This is a genomic window from Laceyella sacchari (assembly GCF_024927925.1).
GTDB classification, from domain to species: Bacteria; Bacillota; Bacilli; order Thermoactinomycetales; family Thermoactinomycetaceae; genus Laceyella; species Laceyella sacchari.
The window spans coordinates 2514853-2535735 of record NZ_CP103866.1; the positions used below are offsets into that span (position 1 = coordinate 2514853).

Sequence of the window (20883 nt, forward strand, 5' to 3'; positions counted from 1 at the left end):
CCATTTGCAACGCGCTTGTCACATCATCTGACAACATGGTAGTGCGCCGCTGGCAATTCGTGATATGGTTTACCTATCGTCAATCGATGATTTGGAACGTTTTCGGGAACCGGGTCAACAACTCCACTCCATCCGCCGTGATGTGAACATCATCTTCAATCCGGACACCGCCCACTTCCGGAACATAAATGCCCGGCTCAATGGTAAACACCATGCCGGTCAACAACGGGTCGTCGTTCCGTTCATGAATCGAAGGAAATTCATGCACGCCAATTCCCAGACCATGGCCAAGGCGGTGGTTAAAATACTCGCCGTAACCGCGTTCACTGATGAGGTTGCGAGCTGCCAAGTCCACATCACCCATCCGCACACCAGGGCGACATGCATTGATCGCCGCCTCTTGCGCAGTCAGCACGGCGTCATAGATGGCGCGTTGTTCCTCGCTGGCTTCCTGATATACAAACGTGCGCGTAATGTCAGAGCAATAACCATCCAACACGACGCCCAAGTCAAACAGGACAAAATCTCCCTTTTTCAGCGGCCGGTCGCCAGGTGTGCCGTGGGGCAAAGCGGAGTTGGCTCCAAACAGAATGGTGGTGGGGAAGGACATTTCCCGGATTCCTTTTTTCTTCATAGCCAATTCGATCTCAGCCACGACTTCCAACTCAGTGCGGCCCAGCTCCAGTGCATCCAAGCCCACTTGCACTGCCTCATCGGCAATCAAAGCTGCCTGTCTCAAAATAACGAGCTCATCCGCGCTTTTCACCAGACGCATTTGGTTGATCTGTGCGTCCACTGCCGTGAAAGACGCCCCTGGCACAACGTTGAGTAGCGCTTCTGCACGAGCGTAGGGCAACGACTCTTTTTCGACCGCAATGGTGGCATTGCGCTCAATTCCCCGCTTGCGCAACGCCTCGCCAATCATCAACCATGGATCTTCTGCATCATCGTAACCGATGATCTGTTCAGTCCAGCCAGCCGCCCTTGCCCGTGCTTGCTCCATGTTTGGGCAAACGAGGAACGGGTCCGCTTCCGGGAACAGAAAGACGCCCATCAACCGTTCATGGGGATCGCACAAGAAGCGGGTGAGATAGAAAACATTTGGAGTGGAATGGACAAATGCCATCTCTACCCCCTCCTGTTTCAACCATTGCGAGATGTTTTCCCATTTACGTTCCATCATCAAAACACTCCTATACCATGGCCGAACTGCCAATGAATTTATGTAGTCATAAGATATCACTAACTTTTATTATAACGAAACGGATCATTTACACACGCATAAAAATTTTTCAAATATGATCGATATAATCTGGTTTAAGCATATAATGTTCCGGGAAAATAATTCTTATTATACTCGGATGCTTTCCCAGCTGACTGTTCGGGCTCACTCCCATTTGCATGGCATGTAAACTCATGAGTATTTACGGGGGGATCACTGATGAAGAAAACGTATCTGTGTGAAAGCTGCGGAAAAGTGGCCGCCAAATACGAAGCGCGTTTGACGAAGAAAGGTAAAAACGTCTTGGTTTGCCAATCTTGTTTGAAAAAGCTGAATGACGAACCAGACACATTCAGCCATCCGCTCGACTTGGATCACCAAGACGGGGAATCTTCGTTTCAATGGTGAATCTACGAAAAAAGCAGCTTCTCTCCTATGAGAGAAGCTGCTTTTTGGTTAATAGATCGGTGTCCAACCTTCTTTGGTTTTAAAGATGCGTACCGCCACCACTTTCCGGTCTGCCATCAACGTGAAATAATGGCGGGTGTTTTCCGGCACCGAAATCAGATCACCTGGCTCCAGCTCTACATCGAAATATCGGCCATCCTGCCCCTTAATCGCAAAAATGCCGTGGCCGCTCACAATAAACCGCACTTCATCATCGGTGTGGTGATGTTCAGCTTTGAAGTTTTCCAACAACTGATCCAAGTTGGGGGTGGCCTCGGACAAAGAAATCACATCCTCAGTCACATAGCCACGCCGTGCCGACAAATCATCGATCTCCTTTCGGAACGTTTGGATAATCTCCGCTTTCTCTTCTTCGTCCAAATTGTATTTATCACTGAGCCGCGCGGGCAACTTCGTAATGTCCCATTTTTCATAAATGATGCCTTGGCTGTTCAAATATGTGCTCACCTCATCGGGGTGACTCACTCTCTGATCGTTGTCATGAAAACGCAATTCTGCCATGATCCATTCCTCCTATGCGTGAGCCGCAGTCGCGGGGGAAGCCGTCCACCGCGGTTGCAACATCAACATTTTTAAATGGTAAGAAAACAGAAATTCCAATGCTTCCAAATGTTTCTTCGCTTCAAACCCGTCTTTGCCCCACACGGTGACACCATGGTTGCGAATCAACACCGCTTTGGTGCTGGTTTCGATCACCCCGGCCACTTCTTTGGCCAACGTGGGCAGATCGGCAAAATTCTCCACAATCGGTACGGTGATCTCACCATCCTCTTCCCAGATGCCAAACGCCTTGATCAGTTCCTGATTGCGAAAAGTGACAAACCCTTGCTCTGCATACAGTTCAGACACGACATTGTTATCCACCGTATGCACATGCAAACAACACCCCGCGGTCGTGTTGCGGTACACCTCCAGATGAATGCAGGTTTCCGCGGACGCCTTTAGTCCGGTGTCTTCCACCGCCTTTCCCTCGCCATCGACGAGCAGGAAATCTTCCATCGTCCGTTTGCGTTTGTCCTTGCCACTGGCACTGACTAGAAATAGCAGAGGATTGTCGTTCACCTTGATCGACAGATTACCGCTGGTTCCGGGAAACCAGTCCCGACTGGCCAACTCATCTTTGATTTCAGTCAATTCCTGCCATTTTCGGGCTACTACACTCATGCGACAACCCCCTTTTGCTCAAGGGATGAGATAATATCGTAAAACGTGTTAAAGGGTGTGTGGGCGATAGCCAACTCTTCACATTTCTTTACTAGGAAATCGCGTGCAAACACCTCATCTGCCTGTTTGGCCGCGGCCAGATCAGTGATGGAATCGCCGATGACGATGCGATGGTACCGTTCTTTGGGATACTGTTTCAAAATGGCCGGTTTGCACAAGCCGCAATCATTTTGGCAACTTTCATCACAGGCGTGGGGCCACAAGATGCGGATCGTCTCCCCACTGAAGTCACTGCCGTTGCAATAAATGTTGGCCTGATCTACAAGCCCTTCCAGCATGGGATGGACAAAGAAATCAATGCCTCCGCTGACAATGTACAGCGGAATGCCATGGTCTTGGGCAAAACGGACAAACTCGGGGAATCCACTGCGCAGGCGGGCATGTTCCAGCACGAACTGCACAATGTCCTCTTTTAAGGAGGAGGGCAACATGGCAAACATTTCCCCCACGCCTGAACGGATCGACCGGCGCTGGGCCAACACATCCTCCTTGATCGCCTCCCAACCGGGCGGATTAAACTTTTTCATAATGGCGATGATATTGTCTGTCTCTGTTATTGTGCCATCGAAATCGCAAAACAAGATCGGCTGCTTGCTCATGACCGCCCCGCTCCTCCCCACAAAGATAGCGCCTTGGCCAGCTCCGGCCGGGCATCGTCTACGTCACTCAGTTCTCCACCAGCCAACACCACTTCAATCGCTTGCCGAAACGCGCGGCCGCCGCCCACTGCTCCGTCAGGGTGACCATGTACGCCCCCTCCCGCGTTGATAACACAATCTATGCCGAAGTCACGCACCAGCGCAGGTACCAATCCCGGATGAATCCCGGCAGAAGGAACAGGAAACGCCCGGCGGTGGATATCCGATTCCGCCAACAAATGCTCTTTAATCGCCAACGCATCCTGCTGAGGGATCGCAACACTTCCGTAAGGGGATGGAAACAAGACCAAGTCGGCCCCGGCCATACGCAAGAGCTTGCCCAACAAAAGCGCCCGGTCCAGACCGTAACGGGATGAAGAGGTAAACGCGCCGGAAACGGCGGGATGGGCCATGATCGGCACGGTGATTTCCTCGTCTTCCGCCAGTTCGATGAGCACATCCAGCCCATAGGCAAACACGTTAAACAACAGGGCATCAGCCCCCCATGCAACCGCCCGCTTCGCTTTTTCCTTCAATTCTGATGTGCGTCCGGTCAGATTCACCGCGTACAAAGTCTTGTGACCTGTTTCCGACTCGGTGGCACCAAGCACTTCCTTGGCCGCGCGAATCCGCTCTTTAAAAGGGGTCAGGGGGTTGTCGAACAATATCTCATCATCTTTGACTAAGTCGATGCCTCCCAGGGCTTGCTCGCGCAACTGCTGTTGGAAATAGGACAGATCCCGGCCCAACATGGCCTTGAAGATGCTCATCACCAACGGCCTGCCCGTCACGCCGAGCGTTTGCCGAATGCCGTCAATGCCATATCGCGGTCCTGGAAAAGCGCTTGCCACCTCCGGGGAGAAGGTGAGGTCCACCAATTTGATCTCGCCGTCAAGCGAAAGCTTGCCAAATACCGTGGTCAAAATCGCTGGCAAATCTAAGGAGAAATTTGCCGCAGGATATTTGATTGAAATCAGCCCTTTTGTGCCCTCACCGTCAGTCGGGAGCGGGGCCACTTCCACCACTTCTCCCTTATGTCGCTCCAATTGAGCTTGTTCAATTGTCGGCAGGTTGGTCCACGAACCGACTGTAAGCCCCAGTGCGATGCTCTCCGCTTTTTTGTGCAAGTCTGCTTTTTGCTCGTGCACAAGATATGTCGCCACCACATGACCCATACCACTCACTCCTCACAAATAAAAAAACCCTTCGCGAGGAAGGGATGATCCACAGACTCCACTTCCTCCCATCTCTCAGCTGATTCGCTGCAAGAATTAGCACCGTGCCTTCGTGGTTATGGACCACGGCTCCCTGATCTTATCGGGCGCCCCATCTCGCGATGGCATTACGGTCGGTTGCTGGGCTTCATCGGGCTCGTCCCTCCGCCGGCTCTTGATGAGAGAAATAACATAATTCCGTTTCAATTTTCAATTTTCCCCGTCATTATCACATACCCATGCGCTTATGTCAATCCGTTTTTCGCAGGGCAGCACGCCGCCATCCGGTCAGCAGCCTCAATCAAACGCTTCTCGCTGTCCAGCATGCCCACCCGCACATAACCATCCCCCGCCTGTCCGAAGCCCAATCCGGGAGCGACGGCAACATGGGCGCGTTCCAACAGCAAGTTAGCAAACGAGAGCGAGTTATGCCCCTCCGGCACCGGAAGCCAACAGAAGAAGGAGCCGGCTGGTTTTTCCACCTGCCATCCGTGCTCGTGCAACCGGTCGATAAAAGCATCGCGGCGTCTTTCGTATGTGCTTACCAATTCGCGCACACAATCCTGCGAACCCGTCAGTGCAGTCGCCGCTGCCTGCTGAATCGCGCCGAACAAGCTGACATAAAAATGGTCTTGTAGCAACTGAATGCTCTCAATCACTTGCTCATTCCCCACCGCAAATCCAATGCGCCAACCGGCCATGTTGTAGGTTTTGCTCATCGTATAAATCTCAATGCCTACCTCTTTGGCACCCGGTGTCTCTAAAAAACTCATCGGCTTCAATCCGTCAAAACCGATCGCGGCGTACGCGAAATCATGAACGACCAGCACATCGTGCCGCTCGGCCCGGCTCACCACTTCGGCGAAAAATTCAGCATTGGCTACGGCGCCTGTCGGGTTGTTGGGATAATTGAGAAACATCAGCTTGGCCTTGTCCCACACTTTCTCATCAATGGCAGCAAAATCAGGCAAAAACCGATTTTCAGCCAACAACGGCATCAGCGCCATCTCAGCGCCAGCCATGGCAATCCCCGACCAATAATCGGGATAGCCCGGATCGGGCACCAATGCGACATCGCCGGGGTTGAGATAACATTGCGAGATTTCCACCAACCCTGCTTTTCCGCCAAACAGCACTGCCACTTCCGTTTCGGGATTTAGCTTCACCCCGTACTCCCGTAAGTAAAATTGTGCGACCGCCTCCTTGAGGAACGCGTGGCCTCGAAACGGCGGATATTTGTGATGTTGCGGATTATCGGCAGCCTGCTTTAACGCATCCACGATATGCGCGGGAGTCGGCAAATCAGGATTGCCTTGACCCAGATTAATCACGTCATGCCCTTGCGCCTGCAAACGGCCAACTTGACCAACCAAGCGGGCAAAAAATTGCTCCGGCAAGCGATCCAACGCTTCCGCACGCTGAAATTTGCTCAAGATTCTCACATCCACTCTCTGGGAAATGTTCTTGAAATTCTAATCAGTTATGTTATATCGTTGTGGGGAATCTGTCAAAGTCTTTTTTGGGAGGATGCATCTCCTATGAAATGGAAATGTGCTGTGATTCAAATGGATATCGCCTTCGGGCAACCGGAACGAAACATGGCCATGGCTGAACAAAAAATCGCCGCCGCGGCCGCCGACAAACCGGATGTGATCATCTTGCCGGAATTGTGGACCACCGGTTATGATTTAACCCGTTTGGATGAGATCGCCGATCCGATGGCTATGAAGACAAAAGCGTTCATGTCCAAGCTCGCTCGGCAACACGGCGTGCACATCATTGCCGGTTCAGTCGCCGAACGACAAGAAGACGGCACCTGGAACACACTCATCGCCTTTGACCGCCGCGGTGAACAAGTGGGTGAATACCGCAAAGTGCACCTCTTTCGCCTGATGAACGAAGAGAAATACCTACAGCCCGGCGAACAAATGGGTTCCTTCGCGCTGGATGGCATTCCTTGCGCCGGGGTCATCTGTTATGACATTCGCTTTCCCGAATGGATCAGAAAACATGTCGTTGCTGGAGCACAGGTGCTGTTCGTCGTCGCTGAATGGCCGATGCCACGGCTCGCGCATTGGCGCCATCTGCTCATCACCCGGGCAATCGAAAATCAATGCTACGTCATCGCGTGCAATCGTGTGGGGAATGATCCTGACAATGCCTTCGCCGGCCATTCGCTCATCATCGACCCCTGGGGAGAGATCGTGGCCGAAGCAGGCCCTGAGGAAGAAACCTTGGTGGCGGAGATCGATCTTGCGCAGGTTCCACAAATCCGTAGGCGCATCCCCATTTTCAGTGACCGACGCCCAGAATTATATTAAAACACCTTGGCTACGGAATGCCCTTCAGAAAAAAATATAAAGAATCACCAAATGAAACTAATCTCATCCGAAATGAATGAATATGATTGACAATGATCTGCGTGAGGGTGTATCATTCCCTTATCAATCTAAAGACAACGGCATATGGAAGCAGTCTCTTATCCAGAGCAGGTGGAGGGAAATGGCCCGATGAAGCCCAGCAACCGACCGTAATACCATCGTGAGATGGGGCGCCCGTCAACAGGAGGGAGCCGTGGTGAAAACCACGCAAGGCACGGTGCTAATTCCAGCAAAACATCCCGTTTTGCGAGATAAGAGGCTTGGAACGAATGATCCGAGCCTCTGATAGGAAGAGGCTCTTTTTATATGCCCAAAGGAGGACTTCCAATGGGCGGGCACGCCAATGCAGGATACCATCCCTTGACAACGGAAACAGTGGTTCAAGTCGTTGCGCCGTTAAACCATTTTGCTGATGTGAATCAATTGGAGATCAAAGAAATCGGTGATGGGAACTTAAACTACGTCTTTCATGTGGTAGAACCAGCTACAGGCAAGTCTTTGATCGTCAAGCAAGCCTTGCCCTACGCCAAAGTCGTCGGCGAAAGCTGGCCGCTGACCTTAGACCGTGCCCGGATTGAGAGCGAGGCGCTGCGCAGAGCGGCAGAGTACGTGCCGGCGCTTGTCCCCAAAGTGCACCATACCGACGAGCGCTTGGCTTGCACAGTCATGGAGGACCTCTCTGATCATGTGATCCTCCGCAAAGGCTTGATACAAGGGCAGGTCTACCCCAAGCTAGCCGAGCACATCGCTACTTTCCTGGCGCAAACGCTGTTTCACACCAGCGATTTCTTCCTTAGTCCCTTGGACAAAAAGGAACAGGTGCGGGCGTTTATCAATCCGGAATTGTGCAAAATCACCGAAGACTTGGTGTTCACCGATCCTTTCTTCAATCACGAAACCAACGATTTCCCAAAAGCATTGCAATCTTCTGTCGAATTGCTGTGGAACGATCTGGAACTGAAACGGGAAACCGCGAAGTTGAAACATGCTTTCCTAACCCGAGCTGAAGCACTGGTGCATGGGGATTTGCACACCGGCAGCATCTTCGTCACCACTGATTCGACCAAGGTGATCGATCCCGAATTCGCCTATTATGGCCCCATCGCTTTTGACATCGGGCAATTCTTCGCCAATCTCGCGCTCAATTATCTCTCCCACTTCCACCACAGCCCGGACCCGCAACAACGGCGAACGTTCCAAGAGTATCTGCTGGAAGTGATCGAAGAAACTTGGACACGGTTCAAGGAGCAATTCACCCACCTCTGGCAGACCAAAGGGCAAGATGTCTATATGCGGGTGGCCGGTGTAGAAGACGATTTCTTCGAGCGCTTGTTGGAAGATACCATCGGCTTTGCGGGTTGCGAAGTGATCCGCCGCACCATCGGGTTGGCCCATGTGGCTGATCTTGACTCCATCTCCGACGAGGAAACACAATTGCGCCTGAAAGACAAAGCGCTCACCTTGGGAAGCGTATTGATCAAGCAGCGCCGGCAACTGACGCGGATCACGCACTTGTCCGAGTCGATCAGGGGGGTTGCCCATGCTTAGATCGATTGCGTATCACGGTGATCATGTACGGATATTGGATCAGCAACGCCTTCCCCATGATACTGTGTATGTTCATTGCACGACGACCGCGGAGGTATGGGAATGCATCAAGGCGTTGAAGGTGCGGGGGGCACCGGCCATCGGCATGGCCGCCGCTTTCGCTCTCGCTGTATGGGCCAATCGTACCTCAACAACCAATTTGACTGATTTCTTGGCATCGTTGCGGCGGGAGCGCGATTATCTGGCTTCATCCCGCCCCACGGCAGTCAATCTGTTCTGGGCGCTGGATCGGGTCGTCGCCAGAGCGGCAACGGCTACCGACGTGGCCGAAGCCCGGCAACTGATAGAAAATGAAGCGCTCGCCATTCAAAAAGAGGACGAGGATGTGTGCAGACGCATCGGCGAACACGCTTTGTCGCTTATGAACGATGGGGATACCATTCTCACCATCTGCAATGCAGGGGCGATTGCCACTGCCCGTTACGGCACGGCCCTGGCCCCACTTTATCTGGCTAAAGAACGCGATATCCACTTGTCGGCTTATGCCTGTGAAACGCGTCCCTTGTTGCAAGGCAGCCGCCTGACCGCGTGGGAATTGCAACAAGCGGGAGTAGATGTCACCCTGATCAGCGACAGCATGGCCGCCCACACGCTGGCCACCAAACCGATCTCTGCTGTCATCGTCGGTTGCGACCGAGTGGCGGCCAACGGGGATACTGCCAACAAAATCGGCACACTGGGGTTGGCGATTCTGGCCAAAGAATTCGGTGTCCCGTTTTATGTCGCCGCTCCCTTGTCCACGATCGACCTCGAGACGGCGACAGGGGACGCCATCCCGATTGAGGAACGCGCACCGGAAGAGATCACCCATTTTCACGGCCATCCGGTCGCTCCCAGCGGCACCAACGTGTTCAATCCGGCTTTTGATGTAACACCGCACCGCTATATCAGCGCCATCATCACAGAAAAAGGGATCGTGCGCGACAACTATCAGGAAGCTTTGGCCAAGTTAAAACAATCTGAACCTGCTTTAAAATAACCAATCCCCCCGGCACCCTTGGGGGGATTTACGTTTTTGTCGGCGGTATGGTGAATTCATCCCTTTGACCCGATGAACCTACGCGCATTCTCAATGAGCGCCCGGCGCAACGGTTCGCTCTCCTCACCGCGGAGGATGGCCAGTTCGTCCAATACCCGTTCCAGCATGCGAGGATGGGTGCGCATTCCCGCCCAAGGCCCGTCATGCGGCCAAGGCCCATCCGTTTCAAGCAATATGAGGTGGCGTGGGTAGGCAGTCGCGATTTTCCGCGTTTCTTCCTTATACAATAGATCCGGTGTGAAAGAAACGTAGATTCCCCTCTCCGCCAGTTGGCACAATGTGTTTTCGTCGGTCTTCAGCCAGTGAAACTGCACGTTGGGAAGCGAATAGCAGTCAAGGTAAGACAAAATCGTCCGCACATCTTCCCTCACCCCGTGCAAAACAACTGGCTTGTGCAAACGTTCAGCCAAGCGAAGCCATTGGTCCAGCGCCGACAGATATGTATCCTCATTCCAGTCCATCCCTTGGGCAAGTCGTTCTCGCCGCAGATAATAAGGCAGGCCGATTTCCCCAATGGCGTCGATCTCCTGCTGTTTCTCTTCAATCCAAGCCATGAAAGCTTCCTGCTCCGTCATAGGTTGCTCAGGGTGGAAACCGCATGCAGCATACACTTTTTCTGGACATCGCTTTTTCAAAGCCAAGGTTCGGCGCGAGGAAGCATGATCCATGGACACGGCAATCATCCCCACAAGGGAGGGATCGGCGCACATGGTAGCTATTTCATCGTCATCATATTTTTCAAGGTGGATATGGGCGTCAAACAACATTGGTTTGGCTCCTTTGGGTTGTCTCGTCTCTGTCAGTTGTTCCCGGTACCTAGACCACATTGTGAAAACACCCCTTGGCGGGAAACCAAGGGATGTTTTGCCATGCGCTTAAAAATCGAAGTTGTCTGGGTCGGGACCGAAGCGATGGTGTTTGTCCAAGGCATCGATGCGCGCCATGTCCTCCGCACTCAATTCAAAGTCAAACACATCGGCATTCGCTTTAATCCGTTCGGGGTTAACCGATTTCGGAATGGTGACCACGCCATGTTGCAAATCCCAACGCAACACGATTTGAGCGGGGGTTTTGCCGTATTTCTCCGCCAATTCTTGCAGAAGCGGGACACGGAACACCTCCCCTTGCATCAACGGACTCCACGCCTCCAATTGGATGCCTGCCTGTTTGCAGAAAGCCCGCAACTCCGTTTGCACCAAGTACGGATGAAACTCAACTTGGTTTACCATCGGCTTCACTTCGCAATCAGCCATCAAATCTTCCAGATGGTGAACTTGGAAGTTGCTCACTCCAATCGCCCGTACTTTCCCGTCCTTGTACAATTTCTCCAACGCTTTCCATGTCTCTTTGTACTTTCCTTTTACCGGCCAATGAATCAAATACAAGTCAACATAATCCAGTCCCAACTTGGTTCGGCTTGCTTCAAACGCTTGCAGCGTGGACTCATACCCTTGGTCGGCATTCCACACCTTGGTAGTGATAAACAACTCTTCACGGGGAACTCCTGCCGCTTTGATCGCCGCACCGACACCCGCTTCATTTTGGTACACCGCGGCGGTATCGATGCTACGGTAACCCGCTGCGATTGCGGACTTAACCGCATTTTCCACTTCTTCTCCCTCTTTTGCTTTCCATACGCCTAGGCCGAACCAAGGCATTTTCACTCCATTATGTAATACGGTCGCATCAGATAAATGTTTCATCAGCAAAACCCCCGTTTCAGATTCCTCTGCGAAGGGAGAACCCCTCTATTACCATTTAAACATAAGGTACTGGAAAAAAGAAAGTTCCCAAAAACACATTCTATTTATTCATGCTTTTTATTCATCCTTGCATTGACAGTCCCCTTTTTCTCTCCTATAATTACTTTAACGCTTTTTAGCTTATACGCTTTTTAGTGCTAAAGTATTTTGGGAGAGGAAAGATTATGAACATACCCGCTCATTTACAACCTTATGTCGCCAAGCAGCAGTACCAACGTTACACTCCAGTCAACCAGGCTGTTTGGCGATACGTGATGAGACAAAACCGCCACTTTTTTCAGCATACCGCCCACCAAGCATATGTGAGTGGCTTGCAAAAAACCGGCATTGATATAGAACAAATCCCCAGCGTCGAGAAAATGAATGCCTGTTTGAAACCGTTTGGCTGGGGAGCCGTTCCCATCAACGGCTTAATTCCTGGTGTGGCCTTTTTTGACTTCCAAGCTCGTGGCCTGTTGCCGATTGCTACAGAGATCCGCACGCTGGAACACATACAGTACACGCCGGCTCCCGATATCATTCACGAATCGGCGGGCCATGCGCCGATCCTGTCCGACGAAAAATATGCCGACTATGTCAAACGGTTCGGACAAATCGGCGCCAAGGCATTGGCGAACCGAGAAGAACATGAGGTGTTTGAAGCGACGCGGCACTTGACGATCGTGATGGAAGATCCCCGTTCCACCCCTGACATCATCGCTGACGCGGAACAGGCGTTGCAAGAGAGAATCGCCGCGGCGACAGAGGTTTCCGAAGCGACCCAAATCGGCCGCCTGTACTGGTGGACGGTGGAATACGGCTTGATCGGCGACTTAAATAATCCCAAAATCTACGGCGCCGGACTGTTATCCTCCATCGGCGAAGGCCGGTCCTGCCTCTCCCCGGAAGTGACCAAGCTTCCTTTTTCTTTGGAAGCATGTATTCAAACCGATTACGATGTCACCAAACCACAACCGCAACTGTTTGTCTGTCGGGATTTCGATGAACTTAGTGAAGCCGTTGAGCGCTTCGCTGATCGGATGGCCTTTCGGGTTGGAGGCACCGCCAGCTTGCAAAAAGCAGTGCGTTCCGCCCATCTGGCCACCGCCGAATTTAATTCAGGCCTGCAGGTAAGCGGCGTCTTTACTGAATTGATCTATGACGAACAAGGAGAAGCGATCTACTTGCGCACTGCCGGACCAACCGCCCTTTCCTTTGAGGGGTGCACCTTGCCCGGCCATGGAAAAGCGACGCACTGCGACGGCTTCGGTGCACCGATTGGCCATGTGCGCGATCTGCCCTGTCCGTTGGAAGAGATGACTTCTGACCGCTGGGCCAACGACGGGTGGTCGCCCGGCACTGAGCTGGAGCTTCATTACACCAGTGGCATTAAGCTCAAAGGCATCCTAAAAGACGCCATCTTCCGCAACGGCCGTCTGATTCTGCTGTCATTTGAGCAATGTTCCGTCATGCGCGGTGACCACCTCTTGTTCCATCCCGATTGGGGAACTTACGATTTAGCCATCGGTAGCCACATCACGTCCGTATACGCTGGCGCGGCTGATCCAGAAACCTATTTTGCCGATGAAGTGAGCGCCGCCATCGAAGGAGAAGACGATCCTGCCCCCGCCTTGTCCACATTGGATCACCTCTATCAAGCCGTTCGCGAAGTCCGCGAAGGACAGCGGGACATCCATTCCTTAAGCAATATCATGGAGATGCTGGATCACCATTATCCCAAAGATTGGTTGTTGCGTCTGGAGATATTGGAGATCGTCTCCGAGCACCAGATCAAACCTTGGGTCACCCGCTTGCGGGAACAACTGGACACCTTGCGGGAAGCCAATCCCGCCCTGGATTCACTGATTCAAAATGGCATCACTTTGATCGATTGCCCGGTAGTGTCGAAGCGATAACCCTCTTTTCTAACCCGCCACAAGTCATTTGGGCGGGTTCTTTTTTAGATTGCCCCCGTCCCGTATTTGTGGTTAGCTAGGAGAAAAAGCATGACAACGGATGGGAGTGGCAATGGATTATGGCACATGTAATAAAACAACTCTCCCGCCTGATTGTTCCTTTTGCTTATGAAGCCACCGAAGCAACGTTGGCCCTGGAGCAAAGTAAATGGTGGGAGCCGAAAGACTTACATATGAATCGTCTGTTCACTCATATTGAAAAATTGGTATCAACCGAATCATACCCGTTTGTGATCGGCAAGCGCTATCACCTCACGAAAGAGGGGCGCCAAACGCATGGCCTGCCGCCCGGAACAAATCATTATTTGACTTTTGCCAATGGATTCATGCCGGACATCAAACTCACCATTAACCAGGTGGAATGCACCCTCTTCGAGAGCAATGTCGGTTTTTTGACTTTGGACATCCATTACCCCAAACAGACTGACATCCACCGGCTGATCGAAGCCAACCATCAATTGAAAAAGTTGTACAACAGCAAAATGCGCCTCGTCTATCTGCTGAAGGGGGAACAAGTGGAACTCCATCTGCGCGAGCTGACCCAACAACTGCTCGCTCCCCTGAAAGTAACCACCTTCTTTGAAGCAAGCCACTTGAATGCCCCGTTTCAAGCACTGGTCTTTCAATCCTATCTGTTGGATGAACCATTGTCAGAAGAGGAAGTTGGGCCGCTTCTGTTTTGGATGCGTCGCACCTATACCGACAGTTACAGCCCGAACAAGCAGGATGAGCACCCTCATGGCAATCCCGAAGTTTTGCAATTGTACGCCAACAGCTACTGGGGCATCTCCTTGGAGGGTTGCGCCAATCTGGCCTTTATCGGCAACCACCCTCAGAACGAAAAATATTTCAAGATGAATTACCTGCCCCATGTGAAATCTACTTACTTTTATCTCTATCTGCTGAGCCTGCACCAACGTTACGCCTTATTGCACTTCTCCATGCTGGCTTCCGAATCGCTGCTCAGTGGTACCAGCACAACCGATCACAACTTGTCGCTACACCAACGGATGGAACAGTATCTGCAAGATGCCCGGCTCATCACCGAGTTGAAAGAGAAAATCATCTTGTTCAAATTGCGGTCGGTCTTCAAGCAGGTGTCTAATACCTCCCACCACACGGCCGTGTACAACCTTTTTCAGACCAATCTACACATTGACCAGTTGCTGGGAGAACTGCATTTTGAACTGGATTCTCTGTCGCAGATGGTTCAATTGAAGGAACAAAAGCGAAGCCAATTGCAAGAGGAGGCAGCCAAACAAGAAAAAGAGCGTGAAGAAGACTTGAAAACGCGTTTCAACACCTGGGTGGTTGTACTATCCTTCGCCTTTGTCCTCGTTTCAACCATCGCTGACGGTTTGAGCATCTTTGAAAAATTTGCCGGCTCCGGCCTGCCCACTGTCGGTAGCGCAGAGTTTGTCTGGTTTTGCGTCCTGTTCCTCCTCATTCCCGCCACCGCCTTGGGCTTTGTCGCGTGGTTCTTGGTACGGCTGATGAAAAAAAGCAAACGAACCTGAATGGGTTCGTTTGCTTTTGACTTATAAATGCCACTCTTCTCAATCTCTTCCAAATTTCACAAAAGGTTGGCAGGAAATATTTCCATATGCGCGAAAATAAAATATCTAATTCTGTATCAGATTCATTTCTGACTCAAGTATAGTCCTTATCCCGTCCCCAACAAATACTACTTGACTATTTGTTGAATAAACTTTCGCAATTCGATCTTTTCTTTATCTATTATGTATAAAATACCTTTTCCAGGAATGTTTGCAACTCATTCACAAAATAGGGACGGCACGATTTCATCCCAGAAAGGTGATAGCAGTGGAAGGAAAACAGCTCGGCGGGAGGTATGAAATTCTCCATCTCTTGGGCGAAGGCGGGATGGCGGTCGTATACAAGGCCAAGGATCATCATCTCAATCGCGATGTAGCAATTAAAATCATGAATCAAAAGTTGCACGAAGGCGAACCCGCAATTAAGCGATTTATTCGCGAAGCTCAGACAGCAGGAAAGTTTTCCCACCCAAACATCGTCAATGTATTCGACATCGGCAACGAAGACAACTTATACTACATGGTCATGGAGCTGATCGAAGGACCCACCCTCGGCGATCTGATTGAAGAACGAGGCCCCCTGCCTGCCAAGGAAGCGATTTCCATCGTGATGCAAATTTGCGACGGCTTGGCCCACGCCCACAAGCATGGGATTATCCACCGGGACATCAAGCCGCACAACATCATGGCGACGGCCGACGGAACTTACAAGATCACCGACTTTGGAATTTCTCGTTTGCTAAGTGCGGCAACACAATACACAAAAACGGGCACCGTGATGGGCTCGGTCCATTATTTCTCGCCGGAGCAGGCTTGCGGGCAAGAACTCAACTACTCCTCAGACTTGTACTCGCTGGGGATTGTCCTGTATGAATTGGTCACAGGTGACGTCCCCTTTGATGCAGACCAATCAGTGGCCATCGCGCTAAAACACCTGCAACATCCCGTACCAGACCCACGCGGCAAAAACCAAGCCTTGCCGGCAGCGTTATGCGATATCATCTACAAAGCACTGGCGAAAAAACCGGAAGACCGTTACCAATCAGCAGAAGAATTCAAGCAAGCCCTGCAACAAGCCTTGACCGCCCCGACACGCGCGCTGGCGCTTCCAATCAACAGGGGAGAAAGCGCTGAAGACCAACCGCTCGTTTCGGCGACGGTGGCAACAACCAAGCCGAGCAAATTTTTCCGGTTTGCGCTGATGGGGATTATCCCCCTTTTCCTCATCTCAGGCTTTGTCTATTTCAATGTAAGCGGCGAAAAAGCGCTCCAAAAGCCGCAAACTGGGCAAGTACCTCCTCCTGAGCCCAACGAACAGGCATTGCAAAACGTCAAGCCGGAAGCAACAGCATGGAAGGAAAAAAACAGTGGCCACAAGGAGCAAAGTAAGCAAACAGAGGTCGACGAACCAGTGCCTGTCCTGCAGGACCCTGATCACGACACTGTGAAAGAAGAACCCGCAAACGAAGGACCGCACGGTCAAGAACCCGGACAAGAGAAGCCGCAAGTGCCACAAGAGCCGGCGCCAGTTACATACGTGGTCATTGTCGATCGGTTCGCGGAGCAAGCTCAAGCCGATGAATGCGTCAAATCTTTAAATAGCAAGGGCATTCCGGCCCATTATTACGAAAAGAACGGTGATGCGGGCACCGTCTATGTGGTCTCGGCCGGCGAATTTGACGATGAAGAATTGGCCAATGCCCGCGCAGAAGATGTAAGAAACGCTGGATACCCCAACACGAAAGTAACCAGGAGAAGTTAATATTTCCTATACTATTCACAAAATGAATAATATTATATAATAGCCCTGACTACTTTTCATTTCACATCTCTGTATAAGGGGCAGGTAAGATGAACGTTATCCAAAATTGGTCCAATATCAGTGAAGGAGACGCATTGGTGTTCAACGGCCAGGTCGAAGCCGGCAAAGCAATCAAGGTTTGGATTCCAGGCGTTGCGCCCTGCATCAACTACGTCTACGATATCACCGTGGAAAGGATCGGCGGTGGAAAAATCACCAAAACACTGACCAAGACAGCAAATGCCGTCACATTCACCAACATGATCGCTGGTGATTACCGATTCTATATCCGTAGCATGAACAGTGAAAGCGTGCTCACGATGTACCAAATCACCTACAACTACTAGGGCGTGTCCGATACATAGGCCAGCGGCTCTACCTTTGTTTCCCATTCGCTTCACACGTATAAAATCACTCATTGGGAAAGGGATGCCGTCTCTTCTACCGGCCAACTTGTTTCGCCACATATGCCCGCACCTTCTCCCATAATCATGGTATAACGGAACATCTGCAAACCTTAATCGAATCGTTCTTTTACGGTTCGATTATTTTTTTGGTTTAGAAAAATCGGGGCTAAAAGCGGTTTCATGCAGATTTATCCATTCTTCGTGAATATACTTCCATATCCTTCTGTTGACTAACCGGTAGATAATCATTTAAAATCTGTGATGAGAAAAGATTATGTTTTTGTATAAAATTTTTTAAAATCCTTTTCCCGAGCGCAGTGGCAAACATCTCTGGAAAATAAAACATCTTTTCTTTTTTTGTACCTAAATTCAATCAATTCACGGAATAAAAACACCTGGAGCCGCAGATCAGATGCATTGATTGAGGATTGGAGATGAAACAAACATTTACAACTGCAAGTATCCTTGTTTTTTTTAGACTTTTGTTTCCATTATTTGCTTTAATTCGCGAGTCTATCACACATTAACTCGTGTGATTAGATAAATTCTTTTTACATTAAAGATCATACTAATCTTATCATGCATCGATAGTTGAAGGAGGACTACTAATGAACACAGCTACGAAGCTGGATTCATCTGGCTCGCCGCAAGCGGCTCGTAAAAAACACCCACCTGGACTATACCTGCTCTTTTTCACAGAGATGTGGGAGCGATTCAGTTATTATGGCATGCGTGGCCTATTAATCCTTTATTTGACAAAAACATTTATCAGCGGTGGGCTGGGATTTAGTGAAGCAGTCGCCGCTAGCATCTACGGATTCTTCACCGGTGCGGTGTACTTCACTCCGCTCATCGGCGGCTGGCTGACCGACCGTTTCATCGGCAAACGCTTGGCCATCACCATCGGCGGGGTTACGATGGCGTTGGGTAACCTGGCTTTGTTCGTATCGCAAACAAAAGCCGCCCTGTTTCTGGGCTTGGGCTTGCTCATAATCGGAAACGGCTTTTTCAAGCCAAACATCTCCACCTTGGTTGGGGAATTGTATGATGACAAAGATGAGCGCCGTGATGCCGCCTTTACGATCTTCTACATGGGGATTAACTTAGGGGCATTTTTCGCTCCGCTCGTTTGCGGATTTTTGGCTGAAGACTTCTTCAAAACAACCGTGAACGGCGTCGAAGTATTCGGCTTCAAATATGGGTTCCTGGCTGCTGCCATCGGTATGATTATCGGACAAATCATCTTTAACATGCTAGGCAACCGTTACCTTGGCGACTTGGGCAAAAAGCCAAATGTGAAAGCGGCAACCGTGGACAAGAAGCAAGTGAGCAACGCACCGCTGACCAAACAAGAAAAGAATCGAACTTGGGCCATCATCATCATTACCTGTTTTGTTGTATTTTTCTGGGCCGGGTTTGAACAAGCCGGCACGTCCCTGTCCTTGTACACAGAAAAATTCGTGGACAGAGAAGTGTTTGGTTGGACCATCCCCGTATCTTGGTTCCAATCAGTGAACCCCTTGTTCATTATCTTGTTGGCGCCGCTGGTTTCGATGCTCTGGATCAAGCTGGCACGATCCAAACGCGGCGATTTGCCCGTACCGATCAAAATGGGCTTGGGCATGATCCTGTTGGGTACCGGATTTATCATCTTGGCTATCGCTGTATTGCAAACCGGTAGCGATGAGACCAACATCGTAGTCAAAGCAAACCTGCTGTTTATCGTGATGACTTATTTGTTCCACACCTTGGGCGAACTGTTCCTATCGCCGATTGGCTTGTCGATGGTCAGCCGCATCGCCCCTGTCAAATTGGCATCTTTGCTGATGGGTGTATGGCTGGCTAGCACCGGTATCGCCAATATCGTCGCGGGCCAAGTAGCGGCACTCACCGCAACGCTCGGTTATTTGGAAATCTTCAGCGTAATCGGCGGGCTGGCAATCTTCTTCGGCCTTGTTCTCATGTTGGTATCCAAAAAGCTGACCCGCATGATGGCTTAATCCATCGCACCAGGGCGTGTCTGATGAACAGGCCAGACATGCCCTCATCATCCCTGCTTTGCGGGGATGATTTTTTTATATAAAAAAAGAGTCGCCAACGCGCTCCTTTTCAACCTTCCATTCAGATGAACAATCCGGCGATCGTTGCCGATAAGATTGACGCCAGTGTAGAACCATACAACAATTTCAAACCGAATTTCGCAACGACATCCCCCTGCTTCTCATGAAGTGCTTTGACCGCACCTGTAATAATGCCGATCGAGCTGAAGTTGGCAAAGCTAACTAAGAAAACGGATACGATGCCCGCCGTGCGCGGGGAGACCTGCCCTGCAATCTTCTTGAAGTCAAGCATAGCCACAAATTCATTTGTAACCAGTTTAGTAGCCATGATGCTTCCCGCTTGGATTGCCTCCGACCACGGCACTCCCATCAACATGGCGATCGGAGCGAAAATGTATCCCAACACGGTTTGAAATGAAATGGTGAACACGGTTAAAAACAGGGCATTGATTAACTGGATCAACCCGATGTACCCAATTAGCATAGCAGCGACGATAATAGCCACTTTAAACCCGTCCATGACGCTTTCACTGATATTCTCAAACAGATTTGACTCTCGTTCATGCTCAATGGCCAAATCTTCTTCATTCTCCAAGTCATACGGGTTGATGATGATTGCAACAATCAATGCCGAGAAAATATTAATCACAATGGCCGTCACCACGAACCGAGGCTCAATCATCGTCATATAGGCGCCAACAATCGCGATGCTGACCGCACTCATCGCAGAAGTGCACAGCGTGTACAACCGCCGCTCGGAGACGGAACCGATCTGGTTCTTGGTCGTCAAAAAAACCTCCGACTGCCCCAAGATCGCGGATGACACGGCGATATAATTTTCCAGTTTGCCCATGCCATTGATTTTGTTTAATCCTAGCCCAACATATTTAATGATAAAAGGAAGGATACGGTAATAACTCAAAATACCGATCAACACAGAGATGAACACGATGGGGAGCAGCACATCCAAAAAGAAAGTGGATATGCCTTTGTTTTCCAATCCACCAAACACAAAATCCACCCCACTCACCCCGATGCTCATCAAGCGTTCAAATCCTCGGGAGATGGCGGATATCAAAGAAATCCCAATTTTGGTGTTTAACAAGATAAAGGCAAGAACCACTTGCACAACCAACATAGTGAGAATGGGCCTGTATTTAATCCCCCTGCGGTTAAAACTGATCAACCTTCCCAGTACATACACCAACAACAACCCCGTCAACGAAAACAGAATCGACACGGTTCATTCCTCCATAACTTGACGCCTTTTTATCGTCGGGGTTATTTTCACCAAAGAAACCTTCTAAGATTCTAAAAAAGAAGGTGATCCAAATCGGATCACCTCTCTTAATCAGATGCATTACTTTTGTACTCTAAAATATCCCCAGGTTGGCAGTCCAAAGTCTTACAAATCGCATCCAACGTTGACAAACGAATCGCTTTTGCCTTTCCAATTTTCAATATAGACAGATTGGCCATCGCGATGCCTACGCTCTCGGACAGTTCCATGACACTCATTTTTCTTTCAGCCAGCATGACATCAATGT

The 20883-nt window shown here is 50.5% G+C and carries 19 protein-coding genes and 2 riboswitches; of the genes, 9 read left to right on the forward strand and 10 right to left on the reverse strand.

Annotated elements, in window-relative coordinates:
• Positions 1–79: 79 nt before the first annotated feature.
• Positions 80–1180: a M24 family metallopeptidase gene (locus NYR52_RS12215; RefSeq protein WP_259436765.1), complete on the reverse strand. Its 1101-nt coding sequence runs from the start codon at positions 1178–1180 to the stop codon at positions 80–82.
• Positions 1181–1441: 261 nt separating this feature from the next.
• On the opposite strand from NYR52_RS12215, the gene NYR52_RS12220 reads away from it, so the two are divergent.
• Positions 1442–1630, forward strand: coding sequence for a hypothetical protein (locus tag NYR52_RS12220; protein ID WP_132222602.1), 189 nt, complete (start codon positions 1442–1444; stop codon positions 1628–1630).
• Positions 1631–1678: 48 nt separating this feature from the next.
• Here the strand turns inward: NYR52_RS12220 and mtnD are convergent, their stop codons facing one another.
• The 5 genes from mtnD to NYR52_RS12245 form a co-directional block, all read right to left on the reverse strand.
• A complete protein-coding gene (mtnD, locus tag NYR52_RS12225; protein ID WP_132222604.1) occupies positions 1679–2191 on the reverse strand; it encodes an acireductone dioxygenase in 513 nt (170 codons plus the stop codon).
• 12 nt (positions 2192–2203) lie between these two features.
• On the reverse strand, positions 2204–2854 hold the full coding sequence (locus NYR52_RS12230) for a methylthioribulose 1-phosphate dehydratase (protein ID WP_259435730.1): 651 nt from the start codon (positions 2852–2854) through the stop codon (positions 2204–2206).
• Positions 2851–3513 carry a 2-hydroxy-3-keto-5-methylthiopentenyl-1-phosphate phosphatase gene (locus NYR52_RS12235; RefSeq protein ID WP_132222608.1) on the reverse strand — a complete coding sequence of 221 codons (663 nt, stop codon included), beginning with the start codon at positions 3511–3513 and terminating at the stop codon, positions 2851–2853. The genes NYR52_RS12230 and NYR52_RS12235 overlap by 4 nt, the downstream gene beginning before the upstream one ends.
• Positions 3510–4727, reverse strand: a complete 1218-nt coding sequence (locus NYR52_RS12240) for a 2,3-diketo-5-methylthiopentyl-1-phosphate enolase (RefSeq protein ID WP_259435731.1) — start codon at positions 4725–4727, stop codon at positions 3510–3512. The genes NYR52_RS12235 and NYR52_RS12240 overlap by 4 nt, the downstream gene beginning before the upstream one ends.
• A 65-nt stretch (positions 4728–4792) precedes the next feature.
• Positions 4793–4951: riboswitch (SAM riboswitch) on the reverse strand.
• A gap of 60 nt (positions 4952–5011) precedes the next feature.
• Positions 5012–6199 carry a pyridoxal phosphate-dependent aminotransferase gene (locus NYR52_RS12245; protein ID WP_259435732.1) on the reverse strand — a complete coding sequence of 396 codons (1188 nt, stop codon included), beginning with the start codon at positions 6197–6199 and terminating at the stop codon, positions 5012–5014.
• 105 nt (positions 6200–6304) lie between these two features.
• On the opposite strand from NYR52_RS12245, the gene NYR52_RS12250 reads away from it, so the two are divergent.
• From NYR52_RS12250 to mtnA, 3 genes are all read left to right on the forward strand, one after another.
• A complete protein-coding gene (locus NYR52_RS12250; protein WP_132222614.1) occupies positions 6305–7087 on the forward strand; it encodes a carbon-nitrogen family hydrolase in 783 nt (260 codons plus the stop codon).
• Positions 7088–7242: 155 nt separating this feature from the next.
• A riboswitch (SAM riboswitch) is annotated at positions 7243–7405 on the forward strand.
• 69 nt (positions 7406–7474) lie between these two features.
• A complete protein-coding gene (mtnK, locus tag NYR52_RS12255; RefSeq protein ID WP_259435733.1) occupies positions 7475–8695 on the forward strand; it encodes an S-methyl-5-thioribose kinase in 1221 nt (406 codons plus the stop codon).
• The gene (gene mtnA, locus NYR52_RS12260) at positions 8688–9734 is read left to right on the forward strand and encodes an S-methyl-5-thioribose-1-phosphate isomerase (RefSeq protein ID WP_132222618.1); all 1047 of its coding nucleotides are present in this window, start codon (positions 8688–8690) and stop codon (positions 9732–9734) included. Before mtnK ends, mtnA begins: the two co-directional genes overlap by 8 nt.
• A gap of 56 nt (positions 9735–9790) precedes the next feature.
• Here the strand turns inward: mtnA and NYR52_RS12265 are convergent, their stop codons facing one another.
• Positions 9791–10621, reverse strand: a complete 831-nt coding sequence (locus tag NYR52_RS12265; protein WP_259435734.1) for a TatD family hydrolase — start codon at positions 10619–10621, stop codon at positions 9791–9793.
• A 48-nt stretch (positions 10622–10669) separates the two neighbouring features.
• Positions 10670–11497, reverse strand: coding sequence for an aldo/keto reductase (locus NYR52_RS12270; RefSeq protein WP_259435735.1), 828 nt, complete (start codon positions 11495–11497; stop codon positions 10670–10672).
• A gap of 224 nt (positions 11498–11721) precedes the next feature.
• On the opposite strand from NYR52_RS12270, the gene NYR52_RS12275 reads away from it, so the two are divergent.
• The 5 genes from NYR52_RS12275 to NYR52_RS12295 all read left to right on the forward strand — a co-directional run bounded on the left by NYR52_RS12275 (position 11722) and on the right by NYR52_RS12295 (position 19276).
• Positions 11722–13452 (forward strand): aromatic amino acid hydroxylase, encoded by a 1731-nt coding sequence (locus tag NYR52_RS12275; protein ID WP_132222624.1) that lies wholly within the window; start codon positions 11722–11724, stop codon positions 13450–13452.
• Positions 13453–13571: 119 nt separating this feature from the next.
• A complete protein-coding gene (locus NYR52_RS12280) occupies positions 13572–15029 on the forward strand; it encodes a hypothetical protein (protein ID WP_259435736.1) in 1458 nt (485 codons plus the stop codon).
• A 307-nt stretch (positions 15030–15336) separates the two neighbouring features.
• Positions 15337–16830, forward strand: coding sequence for a protein kinase domain-containing protein (locus tag NYR52_RS12285; protein ID WP_259435737.1), 1494 nt, complete (start codon positions 15337–15339; stop codon positions 16828–16830).
• 89 nt (positions 16831–16919) lie between these two features.
• On the forward strand, positions 16920–17216 hold the full coding sequence (locus tag NYR52_RS12290; RefSeq protein WP_132222630.1) for a hypothetical protein: 297 nt from the start codon (positions 16920–16922) through the stop codon (positions 17214–17216).
• Between the two features lie 668 nt (positions 17217–17884).
• The gene (locus NYR52_RS12295; protein ID WP_132222632.1) at positions 17885–19276 is read left to right on the forward strand and encodes a peptide MFS transporter; all 1392 of its coding nucleotides are present in this window, start codon (positions 17885–17887) and stop codon (positions 19274–19276) included.
• Between the two features lie 121 nt (positions 19277–19397).
• Here the strand turns inward: NYR52_RS12295 and NYR52_RS12300 are convergent, their stop codons facing one another.
• Positions 19398–20576: a NupC/NupG family nucleoside CNT transporter gene (locus NYR52_RS12300; RefSeq protein ID WP_310795318.1), complete on the reverse strand. Its 1179-nt coding sequence runs from the start codon at positions 20574–20576 to the stop codon at positions 19398–19400.
• 107 nt (positions 20577–20683) lie between these two features.
• Entirely contained in the window at positions 20684–20872 is a 189-nt protein-coding gene (locus NYR52_RS12305) for a helix-turn-helix domain-containing protein (RefSeq protein WP_259435738.1), read from the reverse strand.
• Between the last annotated feature and the right edge of the window lie 11 nt (positions 20873–20883).

Excerpts from the sequence above, each read along its gene's own strand:
- NYR52_RS12275 (WP_132222624.1), top strand. The coding sequence starts at position 11,722 with ATGAACATACCCGCTCATTTACAACCTTATGTCGCCAAGCAGCAGTAC.
- mtnA (WP_132222618.1), top strand. The coding sequence starts at position 8,688 with ATGCTTAGATCGATTGCGTATCACGGTGATCATGTACGGATATTGGAT.
- NYR52_RS12265 (WP_259435734.1), bottom strand. The coding sequence starts at position 10,621 with ATGTGGTCTAGGTACCGGGAACAACTGACAGAGACGAGACAACCCAAA.
- NYR52_RS12220 (WP_132222602.1), top strand. The coding sequence starts at position 1,442 with ATGAAGAAAACGTATCTGTGTGAAAGCTGCGGAAAAGTGGCCGCCAAA.
- NYR52_RS12235 (WP_132222608.1), bottom strand. The coding sequence starts at position 3,513 with ATGAGCAAGCAGCCGATCTTGTTTTGCGATTTCGATGGCACAATAACA.
- NYR52_RS12305 (WP_259435738.1), bottom strand. The coding sequence starts at position 20,872 with ATGCTGGCTGAAAGAAAAATGAGTGTCATGGAACTGTCCGAGAGCGTA.
- mtnK (WP_259435733.1), top strand. The coding sequence starts at position 7,475 with ATGGGCGGGCACGCCAATGCAGGATACCATCCCTTGACAACGGAAACA.
- NYR52_RS12270 (WP_259435735.1), bottom strand. The coding sequence starts at position 11,497 with ATGAAACATTTATCTGATGCGACCGTATTACATAATGGAGTGAAAATG.
- NYR52_RS12290 (WP_132222630.1), top strand. The coding sequence starts at position 16,920 with ATGAACGTTATCCAAAATTGGTCCAATATCAGTGAAGGAGACGCATTG.
- NYR52_RS12250 (WP_132222614.1), top strand. The coding sequence starts at position 6,305 with ATGAAATGGAAATGTGCTGTGATTCAAATGGATATCGCCTTCGGGCAA.
- NYR52_RS12215 (WP_259436765.1), bottom strand. The coding sequence starts at position 1,180 with ATGGAACGTAAATGGGAAAACATCTCGCAATGGTTGAAACAGGAGGGG.
- NYR52_RS12295 (WP_132222632.1), top strand. The coding sequence starts at position 17,885 with ATGAACACAGCTACGAAGCTGGATTCATCTGGCTCGCCGCAAGCGGCT.
- NYR52_RS12280 (WP_259435736.1), top strand. The coding sequence starts at position 13,572 with ATGGCACATGTAATAAAACAACTCTCCCGCCTGATTGTTCCTTTTGCT.
- mtnD (WP_132222604.1), bottom strand. The coding sequence starts at position 2,191 with ATGGCAGAATTGCGTTTTCATGACAACGATCAGAGAGTGAGTCACCCC.
- NYR52_RS12230 (WP_259435730.1), bottom strand. The coding sequence starts at position 2,854 with ATGAGTGTAGTAGCCCGAAAATGGCAGGAATTGACTGAAATCAAAGAT.
- NYR52_RS12240 (WP_259435731.1), bottom strand. The coding sequence starts at position 4,727 with ATGGGTCATGTGGTGGCGACATATCTTGTGCACGAGCAAAAAGCAGAC.